The following is a 12,091-nucleotide window of genomic DNA, read 5'->3' as shown; positions in this document are numbered from 1 at the left end:
GTTTCAATCATGCCTTAAGGCAATGGCGGGGTCCATCCGAAGGGCACGGCGGGCGGGCAAATACATCGCCAGCGCGGCCACCAGACCCAGCAGCAGCGACACACTCGACAAGCCCCAGAAGTCATGGGCGCTGACACCGAAGAGCAGTCCGCTGAAGACGCGCGCCAGCCCATAGCCGAGCAGTAGGCCGAGCAGCATTCCCGAGCCGCACATCGCCAGCGCCTGCTTGCCTAACAGCAGCAGAACATCGGTGGACTGTGCGCCCATCGCCATGCGCATCCCAATTTCGCTGGTCCGCTCCGAGACCATGTAGGACATCACGCTATAGACTCCGAGACAGGCCAGAAGCAGCGCCACGATGCCGATGCCGCTCATCAGCACCGTCACCATCTTCATGCCCGCCATCGTATTTTCGATCAACTCCCGGTACACGAATACCTGGCGAACTGGCTGGTCCGGATCCACGGCAGACACTGCCTGTTTGCCGGCGACTAAGATTGGCTGCACCGGGCCCTGGGTCCGCAGCATCAGAGAAACCGCACGAGACCCGGATTGGGCCATCGGCCGGTAAAACGTATTCCGTGGCCCCTTCTCATAGCCGAAATGCAGCTCGGCGCCCACAACGCCGACAATTTTGCAGTAACGACGCTCCGCATCATAGGTGGGAGCGATGCGCCTTCCAATCGGGTCCTCTGAGGGAAAGAATGCCTTAGCAAAGGTCTCGTCAATCAGGCAAACATCCTCGCGGCCGCTTTGGTCACTTGCCGCCAGCAGGCGCCCCTGGCGCAGTTGGATTTTCATCAGCGCAAAGTAGTTGGGAGAAACTGCCAGATGCAGTGCGCGCAGGCGTTCGGCAACCGGAGGTTCTGGCCTGCCCTCCACCACAATGTTGGCGGACCAGCCATTGTCCGACATTGGAATATTGTTCACCAGCGCATAGCTTTCTACGCCTGGAATCCGGCCAAGTTCTTCGTCCACCCGGCGCGCAAAATCGATGCGCTTCTCCGTGGTGTCGTACTTGGTGGTCGGTAACAATGCCTGCATTGTTGCCACCCGTTCCGGCTGTTTTGATTCAAAACGTGCAAAGAGCGATTGCGCTCCCCGCACCATCAATCCCGCGCCAATCAGAAGCACCAGCGCCAAGGTCATCTGGAAGGCGACCAGGGCACTCCGGAACCACTGGCGCTGCGTTCCCGAACTCATCGCCCGTCCCCCATCCCGGAGGGTCTCTTGAGCGTCCGCCCGTGTGGAATGGAGCGCCGGGCCAATACCGGAAAGCATTCCCGCCAGTACCGCCAAGTTCACCGTCAGCAGCAAGGCAGATCCGTTGACGTGGATCGTGGACCACATCGGAATAAATTGCCAGATCTCCGCCGGCAGCAAAGTCTTCAAAAGATCGAGACACCAGACGGAAGTCACCACACCGGTTAGCGCACCCGCTCCGGAAAGGATCAGACTCTCGAGTAACACCTGCTTGGCAATCGGCCAACGGCCGGCTCCAAGGGCACTCAGGACCGCAAACTCCCGCGCCCGTCCGGTCACGCGTGCCAACTGCAGATTCGCCACATTGGCGCAGGCAATCAGCAACACAAAGGCCGCGGCATATTGGAGCATCTGGACATAACGTGGCACAAGATCATTTGAGCCCGTTACGCGTTCGGTCAACGGCAGCAGACGCAGTTTCCGCCCGGCATGAGTTTTCGGATGGCGCTCCGCCACTCCTCCGTATAAGGCCGTCATCTCCGATTGGGCAGACTCCAGATTCTGGCCCGGGCGCAGGCGGCCCACCACACTCAGCTCAAAAAAATCGCGACGCTGGTCAAAGTCCGGGTTCCGCGGATAGGGCGAAAAGATCTGCGCATAGCTGGGATAAGCACTCTGTTGGCTGACAACGCCCACCACCTCGTAGTCCGCACTATTCAAGGTGATCTTGCGTCCAACGATCTTGGGGTCCGCTCCATAGCGGCGGCGCCAGAGACCTTCCGAAATCACCGCCACCCGGTTCTTGCCCTGCTGGTCTTCCCCCTGCACAAAGCTGCGCCCGAGAATCAGCGTGGCCCCAAGATTGTCCATCCAATTCGCAGAGACGCGCGCCGCGCGCACTTGCTCCGGTTCGGCATCCCGCGTGATCGTCGCATCCCAGAAGCTTGAAAATGCCATCGAGGCAAAGGACTTGGCGCTGCCCTGCAGTTCCAGGAAGTCCGGCGGAGTGATCTCCTCGATTCCCAATTCCCGACCGCGGTTTGTCACTCCGAGAATGACCAAACTCTTGCTGTCTGGCAAATCGATCGGATGATATAACAGCGCATCTCCCAACGAGAACATCGCAGTGTTCATCCCGATCCCCAGCGTAAAGGCAAGGATTCCGGCAGCAAACTGCAAGGGACTCTTGAGCAAACGCCGAAAGGCGTAACGCAGCTCTCTCATCGAGAGCCCGCGGAGAAATGTGTACGTGGAATCATGAATCACCTCCAAGAGAGAGAGAAAGTGGAAGGAGAGCGATCAAAAGGAATTATCGAAAAATGATCTTGGGAGCCTCAACCTGATACCTCGACCATTCGAGTTGCGTGCGATCGAAAGTTGGAAACATCATCCGCGCCTGCCGTTGTTCGCCCCAAAGGACGAACAACGCAATTACGAGAACAGGGAGGAGTTCAAAGTATCGATCGAATTGTTCTTTCATGCAGGCGCGGTCCCAACAGCCGCCAGTTCACTGGACTCCTCGACAATCCTTCCGTCAAACAGCTTGATGGTCCGGTCGGCATAACGCGCATAGCGAGGGTCGTGAGTCACGATACAGATCGTCGCGCCACCGCGATGCAGTTCCCGCATCAGGTCCATCACCGCTTCGCCGTTTGCCGAATCGAGGTTTCCCGTCGGTTCGTCCGCCAGCAGGATGGCCGGGTCTCCGGCCAGGGCACGGGCAACCGCGACACGCTGCTGTTGACCGCCGGAGAGCTGGGAGGGATAGTGCTTCACCCGATGGCCCATCCCCACACGCTCAAGCGCATCGTGGACACGCTTCTTGCGTTCTGTACCCGACATCCCGCGATAGGTCAACGGAAGTTCCACATTCTCATAGACGTTCAGGTCGCCAATGAGATTAAAGGCCTGGAAAATAAAACCAATCTCGCGATTGCGAATCCGGGCGCGCTCGCTCATCTTTAGGCTCTGTACCGGGCGGCCATTCAGCACGTAGGTACCGCTTGAGGGCGAATCTAGCAATCCCAGAATCGCCAGCAAGGTCGACTTGCCGCAGCCCGAAGGGCCGGAGATCGACACATACTCGCCTTTTTTGATATTCAAGTGGATCCCGCTCAGGGCGTGTGTTTCCACTTCATCCGTAAGAAACAACTTTGTCACACCGTCCATGGTCAACAGGTCTGGCTGCAAATCGCTCATTGGAAATCTTTCCTCTCGCTCTCGAAATCTCTTAGTTCAATCGAACCCGGTTATGCGCGTCCCACTGGCTCATGTCGGATAGCACAACCTTGTCGCCTAGCTTCAACCCGGTCACAACTTCTATCGTGTTCACCGAACTGCGTCCAAATTTCACTTGGACCCGCTCGGCTTCCTTGCCGTCCGGATTCACCCGGAACAGCCCAACTGTCGCATTCGCCTGACCAATCACGGGACGTTCCACATAGAGAACATCGGTCAACTTCTCGATCTCGATGGTTCCGTCCACGCTCAAGTCTGGTCTGGCTCCTTGCGGCAAGTCTCCCAATAGACGGATGTCAACGGTAACGGTTCCGTTCACTGCGGCAGGATCAATACGAGATACCTGACCTTTAATGACTCCGTTCCGCGTATCCACTTCGGCTTCCATACCAATACGGATCTCATTCATCTGTGTTTCAGGAATTTTTAATTCCGTTTTCAACTTCCAGGGCTGGCTCACTTTCGCAAGCACCGTCCCAAGAGTGACGCGCTGCCCCACCTGAACGGGCAAATCCTGCAAAACTCCATCCACACCGGCGCGCACATGAAGGTCTTCCACCTGTTTCTTCTTGAGGTCATACGCTGCACGGAGCTTTTCGATATTTACTTTTTTTGCTTCCACCTGCGCGGCAATGATGTCGTCATAGCCGCTGAGCCGCTCTTCCTCTACATGAAGACGATGCCCTAATTCTTCCGCTTTAGCTTTGGAGAGCATCAAGGTCAGATTCGGCGCCAGTCCTTCTTTGAAGAGCTTGTCATCTCGGTCATACTGCAATTGCGCTTGCACCTGTTCGCTTTGCGTCTGCGCGGTCTTGGACTTCTGCTCCAGCTTTTCGCGGTTCAAGCGGGCTTTCAAGTCCAACATTTCCGCCTCGGCAGCCTTCACGGCCCACTTTGCGTCATCGAGCGCCGTCATCAACTCCTGATTGGAGAGTTCGATAATAATTGTGCCGGCACTCACCTTTGTCCCAGGAAGCATCACCCGCTTGTCAACACGGCCTTCATTGGCAGCGGGCACCAGCAGAATCTCTTCCGGCACCAAGGTCCCCAGCCCGCGCACCTGTCGCAGCATCGAGCCACGCTTTGCACTGCCATACCAGAGTGTCGCGCCTTCCACAGTCGGCGCGGCAGGCTTCAACCGGCTCAGCGCATACGTCGTCGCACCCAATGCCACAACGGCTACTGTAATCAGGCCAATCCTTCGAATTAATTTCTTGCGGCCTACGCCTTCACGCTGAATGTCCATAGCTTCTTGACTCTAACAGATGCACGTCCAACGCCACACCATCGCCAAACGCTTAAACCTTTCTAATTCATAGACATAAACGTCATCGTTCTACGCCACGCCGCACTGCGCACTGTCCGATTCTGGGACAGCGGGCACATTTGCGAACAGCTCTCCCTACGCATTGCGATCGGGCGTAGAATAGCCACAGGGATGCAGCCTCTCACCGAACTGAGCGAAGAAGAATTGATGTTTCGCGATGTGGTGCGCAAGCTCGCCCGCAAGGAAATCGCCCCGCTCGTCCGACACATGGACGAATATGCAAAACTCGACTCCACTCTCCTGAAAACGCTCTTCTCCCAGGGGCTGATGGGCGTCGAGGTTCCAGAAGAATATGGCGGACAAGGCGGGAGCTTCTTCCAGAGCATCCTCGTCATCGAAGAACTTGCCGCGGTGGATCCGGCGGTGAGCGTTTGCGTCGATGTCCAGAACACCTTGGTCAACAATGCCATCAACCGTTGGGGTACCGAAGAGCAAAAGAGGAAATACCTCACCCGGCTTGCCACCGACACCGTGGGCAGCTACGCGCTCAGCGAAGCGGGAGCGGGCAGCGATGCCTTTGCGCTCACCTGTGCGGCGCGCCAGGCAGGAAGCGACTGGATCCTTGAGGGTCAGAAGCTGTGGATCACGAATGCGGCCGAAGCTGGCTTGTTCCTGGTTTTCGCCACCGTCGATCCCACACTCGGCTACAAAGGCATTACTTGCTTCCTCGTCGAACGCGAGGCCACCGGACTCGGCATCGGAAAGAAGGAGGACAAACTCGGCATTCGAGCCTCCTCCACTTGCGAAGTCACACTCAGTAGCGTGCGGGTCCAGCAAGATGCCGTGCTCGGCGAGGTGGGAAAAGGGTATAAGGTCGCCATCGAGACCCTGAATGAAGGCCGCATCGGCATTGGGGCTCAGATGCTTGGTTTAGCCCACGGCGCCTTGCAGCACGCGATTGGCTATGCCAAACAACGCAAGCAGTTTGGCAAAACCATCGGCGAATTCCAGGGCATCCAGTTCTCCCTTGCGGAAAGCGCCGTCGAAGTGGAAGCGGCTCGCTTACTGGTCTATAACGCCGCACGGCTCCGCGACGCCGGCAAGGACTTTGTCGCCGAAGCCGCCATGGCGAAGTATTATGCCTCCACCATTGCTGAGAATGTCGCCAGCCGCGCCGTCGAAGTCTTCGGCGGTGTTGGGTTTACCAGGGAGTATCCCGTCGAAAAGCTCTACCGCGATGCAAAAATCGGCCGAATCTATGAAGGCACGAGCAATATGCAACGCGTTGTCATCGCAAAACATCTTTTGAGGTAGAAGAATGAAAGCTCTTGCCGCTGTCTTATTCCTCACGCTTGGCCTCGAGGCTGCCGTGAATCTCAAGGATCCGAGTCCTGGGGAGATCGAACTGATCATCAAGAAGTTCGCACAGAAGGAAAGCGAGTTCTCCCGCGCCCGGCAGAACTATGTCTATCGCCAGGTTACGAAGATGAATGAGTTCGACGCCGGACGGACGCGCGTCATCGGCAAGTATGAAATGACCAGCGATTGGGGCTTCTCTGACGGCAAACGTTTTGAGAAGATCGTCTACTCGCCGCCACAGAGTTTGCAGAATCTCCTCCTCGAACCCGAAGATCTGCAGGATATGAGGGACACTCTGCCCTTTGTTCTGACCTCAGAGGAATTGGACTCGTACTATGTCCGCTATCTCGGGCACGAGCTGGTGGATGAGGTTCCTTGCTACGTATTTGCAATCCGTCCGAAGTCAATCGATTCCGGAAAGCGCTACTTTTCCGGAACCGTTTGGGTGGATGACCAGGAGTTACAGATCGTGAAGACTTACGGCCGTCCGATGGGGAAAAAGCGTCATTCGACGTCTCAGTACCCGAAATTTGAGACCTACCGGGAGCAGGTAGACGGCAAGTACTGGTTCCCCACCTATACGGTTTCCACCGACACCCTCATGTTTGATACGGGTCCGGTGCCAATTAAGCTGACGATCAAATATCAGGACTACAAGCGATTTGGGGCGGAATCGGATATTAAGTTCGGGGATGCAGTAGAGCAACCCAGTCAAACACCAAAACCGGCTCCGCCCAAGCGCTAGTTGCGGTAGTAGTTGCGTTGTGCGGCAACCTGAATCGGCCGGGTTGCCTTTGCAGGACCGAGACCATCCATAACGTCCTTCACCCGATCCCGGTATCCGGGGACGGGATTGTAGGTAACGAGGATTTTGTCGAGGGATTTGTTGCGGTAGTGGTGGGAGTTGGCGAGGCGTTCTGCTACGGTGTGGATGCTTTCGCGGACACTCTTGAACTTGTGGTCTCCGTTATTCCACCCGAAAATATTGTTGTTGTGGTAGGCTTTCCCGCCGCCGCTTTCGATGAAAGCCAGGCTGGGGAGGAGCCGCCAGTCGAGATTGTGACGATCGGCCGCGGAGACGAACTCTTGGGCTAACTTCTTTACCGGACACTGTTTTTCTTCGAAGAACCTTTCCAGACGAACTTGCCGGGGATCGGTCTTTAGAGCTGCCTCGTTGCTGGAGGGTGCCGGTGAACTGGCGACAAATGGACCTGCCATAATGCCAACGATTGCGAGCATACAGCTCGGTGTTCCAAAACTCATGATTCGAAAATCACTCCTTGCGATGGTACTCCGATCCTTTTCCGGATCGAGGTAGACGCCAGTACTGGGCAAACAGGGGCCAGGACGGAACGCCGCTTTTGGGTATCAGGGGCCAGACTCGATAAAGCTAAAGCCTGACGGAGGACTGTGAGCAATGCCTGCTCATGACTGTATTATAGCTTCTTATGATGATTCGGGTGGAGACCCTCAGCTTCCAGCCTCCCCTGGACTGGATTGGCCTCCTCGGCTTCTTTGGCCCGAGGGCGATTCCCGGTGTGGAAGCGGTCGTGAACGGAGAGTTGCGGCGGAGCTTGCGGAGTGCCGGGAGCGCGGGAACGTTGAGCACCCATTGGACGGCCACAAGCCTGCAACTGCAGGTGCAGGGTCCGGCAGAGTTTCTCGACACAACGGAGTCCATCGTGCAAACTGCCCGGCGAGTCTTCGATCTGGACTCGTGCGCGATAGAGCGGCTGCGTTGCTTTGCCCGCGATCCGGTTCTTGGCCCGCTTGCAGAACGGTGGCCGGGTGTAAGACTCCCGGGGGCCTGGGATGGTTTCGAGATGGGGGTTCGCGCAATCCTCGGGCAGCAAGTCACCGTGAAGGCCGCCCACACTCTTGCTGGCCGGGTGGCCAGAAAGTATGGAACCCCGCTCGACTCGCCGTTCCCCGAAGTCACAACCTTATTTCCTCAAGCCGCAACGCTTGCCGCTGCGCCAGTAGAAGAATTAGCCGGTCTGGGACTCACGCGGAAGCGGGCTGAAACCCTCCATTCCTTCGCGGTCTGGTGGAGCCAGGACCGAAACGGCAATCTGCTCGATCTTCCCGGGATCGGGCCGTGGACCGAACACTATATCCGGATGCGGGCTCATTCCGAGCCGGACGCCTTCCCCGCCGCCGACCTCGGAATTCATAAAGCACTCGGACTGCATGGGATTGGCCCGGCAAAGGCAGCCAAAGCGGCCGAGTTGCAAAGCTTAGCCTGGCGCCCCTGGAGGGCATATGCGGTCATCCTCTTGTGGCGGTCCCTGGGAGAGAAACCATGATCTACGTACGTCATTTCGATTCGCCGCTTGGCCGAATCACCTTAAGCACAGACGGCGAATCGCTGATTGGGTTCGCTTTTGAAGAAGAACGTCATCCTGTCGACCGGAGCGGCGCAAGCGAAGAGCCGGTTGCCATTCTTCTCGATGCAGAACGGCAGGTGCAGGAGTATCTGGGTGGCTGGAGAAAGAGCTTCGATCTACCGCTCCGGCCGGCTGGGACAGACTTCCAACGGCGTGTCTGGGAAGAGTTGCTCCGGATTCCATTTGGCCAAACGATCTCTTATATGGAGTTGGCCCAACGGATCGGGAACCCGAAGGCGGTACGCGCAGTCGGATTAGCCAATGGCCGCAACCCGATCAGTCTCATTATTCCTTGCCATCGCGTCATCGGCGCCAATGGAGACCTGACCGGTTATGGAGGAGGCCTGCCGCGGAAGGAATTCCTCCTGCGGCATGAAGGCATCCCTGTCAAGAGTGACCGGCAGGCCAGCCTTTGGCCAGCCGCTACTGACTGATCGCAGAGCCTGTACCATCGCCGCTCGACACAACAGCAACGCTAGTGGCAACACCAGCAACCGTTGCAACCACAACGCCGGCAATCATGGCAGTGGAGAGCCCAGCGGCACCAGCCGTCACCGCACCAGCCGCCGCAGCCGCCCCCGCGCCACCGGCCAACACCGCAGCACAGCGCTTCTTCAACTTCTGATCCTTCTCCAACTCGGCTTTGGATTTCTCCCGGCAGAACTTCGACTCCTCTGCTTCAGGAGTAGGAGTCGGAGCCGGAGTCTCTCCCGCCGCACTGGCGCCGCTCTTCGATTGCAACATCGCATATTCTTTTACTGCCAGCGTCCGGCCAGCGTTCACAAAATCCCCACGAACCTCGATCCGCTGCCCCGCGAAGTTCGGCAGCCGGGCTCCCTGCAGTTCCGTCTGGACATGGGTCACTTCGTCCGTCAGAGTATAGCGGCCATGGGAGCTCACCAGCCGTCCCGTAAGGCGCGTTTCCGGCGAATGACCCGTTGAGAAAGACAGCGTCTCTCCGGGACGTACCCGAGCAATCAGCAAGCCGTTGCTGCGGCGCACTTCCGTCGGATTCGAGGCCGCCGTGACAATCAGCCGGTCCGCATCCGGACGATTGACCGTGCCCCCAGTCGCCAGAACATGCAGGTCTCCTGCGGCGATTTCTAATTCGTGGCGCGACGAGGCGACGGCATCCACCCGCGCGACTCCACTCTCCAGACGGAGAGCCCGCTCGTCCAAGGTCATGCGGGTGCTAGCGGCAAGACGCATCCGTGTCCCATCGGCGAGGTAGAGCTGTCCCGACGAGCGGAGCATCTCAATCCGACCGCCAGGCAAAACGTTCCCAGAGCCACTGTGATCGGCGCCGTTGATTCGAAGGGTACCCGGCGACCACGCCACTGCGGGCTTCTGTGTCGAGGATAGAGAAGAGTCTGCAAGCAACAAAATTGCCGTCGCGCCAAAGGCGGCGACTCTGGAGAGGGTGTGAAGAAAATAGATTCGCACGGTGATTCGTCCTGGTGGTCTCATCGGTACAAAGAGAGCGATATTGAGAAAAAAGAAATCCTTCTTGCCCTCTATCCAGAATGCGCGGCAGCGACGATCAGTGGGGTGTGTCGAGGCTCACACGCCTCCCAGTTCTCTGTCTCTGGCTCCTTTGCTTACCGGGAGCTTTGAGTTCCGCAGGCGCCGCCTGGGCCCGATGGCTGGGTTCGCACTTCCCCACACAAGCATCGCTAGAGGAATCGATTCAGGTCTCCCGCCTGTTTTCCATGCGGACAAGCCGGGAGTTGCTCTTGCTGGCCGATCGCGACCCGGAACGGGAGCAGTTCTACTTGACCGAAGCCCTGCGGGAGGACCCGCGAAATCTAAGCGCGTTGCTCCGCCTGTCGCTGCACGCAGAGTTTGCAGGAGACCAACAGGCATCCAACCTCTATCTCCAGCAGGCCTTGCACACGCACCATTCATTTCAGACTTATATGGCCGCACTCAACCAAGCGGCGCGCCGGGGGGATCCCCAAGGCATTCAGCACTATGCCTCTCTCGCCCTGGCCTATTGCCCGCGGGATGCCGATGGGGTGTACCGGCAACTGGGAGAACTCAGCGAGGCGGAGAAAGTGGTTCGGGTACGGCCTGATTTCCTCCGCTACTTGATCGGCCAGAATCGCTTGGCGGAAGCACTGGCGTATGAGCAGAAGTTTCGCCGCGGAGATCCGGTGGATCGCTACCGGCTGGATCTGGCCGACCGCCTTCTGCTATCCGGCCAATACGAACAGGCGGCGGCGCTCTTCAGCCGGCTGCATCCGGAGTTCCAACAAGAGGGACGATTCAATGTCCGCTTTGAGCAACAACCGACTTCGCTTGCGTTTGATTGGCGACTGGCCAAGCATCCTTCTGTCACAACGCAATGGCGGCCGGGAACACTGGAGGTAGAACTCGGTCCTCATCAGAATCCTGTGGAAGTAGCCAGCATCTTTACTCGCGAACTCCGGCAAGGCGCTGTGTCTTCGCTCTGGACGGGCGACACGCAGGGCCTGGCCTGGCAGATTGCATCCGCGGCGCCCGGTTGGCAGCGCGTGGGACTGACGGTTCCGGCTGGAGCCGCCCGCCGGTTCCAACTGTCCGAGGTACGATTCCGATGAAGCAACTCCTGGTGTTGGCTGTCTTGGTCCTGCTGCTCGTCTCCGTTTCGGACAAAACCCAGATGATTTGGTTTGCCGTGCGCGGTCTTGGCTTTCTCGCCTGTCAGGCCTTGGCCAGGCCGGAAAAAGAAGAATTTCTCCTCAGTCTCGCGGCTGCGTTCGCCTCGATTGCCGCACTTGGCATCGCGGGATTCGATCTGGCCCTTGCCTGCCTGGCCTTCTCTTGCTTCCGCATGCGGCTACGGAAACTGGCCACTCTTTTCGCGATGGTCGGAATGGTGGGAGCACTGAGCTTTGCTTGCAATCGCAGTCTCTTCCCCTTCACCAATCGGAATCACTATGCGGTATTCGTGGAGTTGGCCTTACCCCTCCTCCTTTTTGCCTGGCGGCGGAGTCATGGATCGCGATACCTGATGGCAGGCGCGGTTCTCCTGGCCGCAGCCTTGGCCGGTGGCTCACGCGCCGGGGCGGCCATCCTGCTGTCAGAAGTGGCACTGCTGACGCTGGCGGTGGGAGGAAAGAAACGAGCAGTACTCGCTATCCCAGCCGTGGCTGTATGTGCCGGCTTCTTTCTGCTCACAACCGGCGGTGATCGCATTGCACATCCCTTCGCTGGCGATCATCGTAGAGAAATCTGGAAGTCCGGCCTACAGATGGTGGCGGAAAAACCTTGGTCCGGTTGGGGCCCGGGAGAATTTCCGAGAATTTACCCTGCTTATGCCAGCTTCGACAATGGCGAGTTCGTCAACGCGGCCCATTCGGACTGGCTTGAATGGGCATCGGAGTTTGGCATCCTCGCCCCACTTGCTTTTGGAGCTCTACTGGCAAGGTGGTTCCGAAAGTCCATCCACTTCTATCCGTCTTGGGGTATTCTCATGGGTGCGCTGCATGCGATGGTGGATTTCCCCTTCCACTTACCGGGCTTTCTGGTCTTCGCCGCAGCACTTGCCGGGAGCATCGACGAACATGGCGCAAGCATCGAGACCCAATCCTCAAATCCTGAAGGACGAGATCCAGACCTATGTCCAAAAGGAGGGTTTAGCGCTCTACCATGTTGA

General features: G+C 57.9%; 12 protein-coding genes. 6 read left to right on the top strand and 6 right to left on the bottom strand.

Features of this window, described 5'->3' with window-relative positions:
- Positions 1 to 3: 3 nt before the first annotated feature.
- From M017_RS0117310 to M017_RS0117295, 4 genes are all read right to left on the bottom strand, one after another.
- On the bottom strand, positions 4 to 2,427 hold the full coding sequence (locus M017_RS0117310) for an ABC transporter permease (RefSeq protein ID WP_035957851.1): 2,424 nt from the start codon (positions 2,425 to 2,427) through the stop codon (positions 4 to 6).
- An 85-nt stretch (positions 2,428 to 2,512) separates the two neighbouring features.
- Entirely contained in the window at positions 2,513 to 2,683 is a 171-nt protein-coding gene (locus tag M017_RS29425; protein ID WP_155121465.1) for a hypothetical protein, read from the bottom strand.
- Positions 2,680 to 3,402, bottom strand: a complete 723-nt coding sequence (locus M017_RS0117300) for an ABC transporter ATP-binding protein (RefSeq protein WP_031499391.1) — start codon at positions 3,400 to 3,402, stop codon at positions 2,680 to 2,682. Before M017_RS0117300 ends, M017_RS29425 begins: the two co-directional genes overlap by 4 nt.
- 31 nt (positions 3,403 to 3,433) lie before the next feature.
- Positions 3,434 to 4,687, bottom strand: coding sequence for an efflux RND transporter periplasmic adaptor subunit (locus tag M017_RS0117295; protein ID WP_031499390.1), 1,254 nt, complete (start codon positions 4,685 to 4,687; stop codon positions 3,434 to 3,436).
- 192 nt (positions 4,688 to 4,879) lie between these two features.
- Between M017_RS0117295 and M017_RS0117290 the strand changes: the two genes are divergently transcribed.
- Both M017_RS0117290 and M017_RS0117285 read left to right on the top strand, forming a co-directional pair.
- Positions 4,880 to 6,022 (top strand): acyl-CoA dehydrogenase, encoded by a 1,143-nt coding sequence (locus M017_RS0117290; RefSeq protein ID WP_031499389.1) that lies wholly within the window; start codon positions 4,880 to 4,882, stop codon positions 6,020 to 6,022.
- A 4-nt stretch (positions 6,023 to 6,026) separates the two neighbouring features.
- Positions 6,027 to 6,812 carry a hypothetical protein gene (locus M017_RS0117285; RefSeq protein ID WP_051670335.1) on the top strand — a complete coding sequence of 262 codons (786 nt, stop codon included), beginning with the start codon at positions 6,027 to 6,029 and terminating at the stop codon, positions 6,810 to 6,812.
- On the opposite strand, the gene M017_RS0117280 is transcribed toward M017_RS0117285, so the two are convergent.
- Positions 6,809 to 7,306, bottom strand: coding sequence for a glucosaminidase domain-containing protein (locus M017_RS0117280; RefSeq protein ID WP_031499387.1), 498 nt, complete (start codon positions 7,304 to 7,306; stop codon positions 6,809 to 6,811). The genes M017_RS0117285 and M017_RS0117280 overlap by 4 nt on opposite strands.
- Positions 7,307 to 7,515: 209 nt before the next feature.
- On the opposite strand from M017_RS0117280, the gene M017_RS0117275 reads away from it, so the two are divergent.
- Together M017_RS0117275 and M017_RS0117270 are read left to right on the top strand one after the other, a co-directional pair.
- On the top strand, positions 7,516 to 8,373 hold the full coding sequence (locus M017_RS0117275) for a DNA-3-methyladenine glycosylase 2 (protein WP_051670332.1): 858 nt from the start codon (positions 7,516 to 7,518) through the stop codon (positions 8,371 to 8,373).
- Entirely contained in the window at positions 8,370 to 8,888 is a 519-nt protein-coding gene (locus M017_RS0117270; RefSeq protein WP_051670331.1) for a methylated-DNA--[protein]-cysteine S-methyltransferase, read from the top strand. The genes M017_RS0117275 and M017_RS0117270 overlap by 4 nt, the downstream gene beginning before the upstream one ends.
- Here M017_RS0117270 and M017_RS26815 read toward each other — a convergent pair.
- Positions 8,878 to 9,897, bottom strand: coding sequence for a FecR family protein (locus M017_RS26815; RefSeq protein WP_162179961.1), 1,020 nt, complete (start codon positions 9,895 to 9,897; stop codon positions 8,878 to 8,880). The genes M017_RS0117270 and M017_RS26815 overlap by 11 nt on opposite strands.
- Before the next feature lie 167 nt (positions 9,898 to 10,064).
- Here M017_RS26815 and M017_RS29735 point away from each other — a divergent pair, with 167 nt between their 5' ends.
- The gene (locus tag M017_RS29735) at positions 10,065 to 11,033 is read left to right on the top strand and encodes a tetratricopeptide repeat protein (RefSeq protein ID WP_162179960.1); all 969 of its coding nucleotides are present in this window, start codon (positions 10,065 to 10,067) and stop codon (positions 11,031 to 11,033) included.
- On the top strand, positions 11,030 to 12,091 hold the full coding sequence (locus M017_RS0117255) for an O-antigen ligase family protein (protein WP_031499383.1): 1,062 nt from the start codon (positions 11,030 to 11,032) through the stop codon (positions 12,089 to 12,091). Before M017_RS29735 ends, M017_RS0117255 begins: the two co-directional genes overlap by 4 nt.

Source organism: Bryobacter aggregatus MPL3, from assembly GCF_000702445.1.
Classification (GTDB): domain Bacteria; phylum Acidobacteriota; class Terriglobia; order Bryobacterales; family Bryobacteraceae; genus Bryobacter; species Bryobacter aggregatus.
This window is presented reverse-complemented; position numbering and strand designations above follow the sequence as displayed.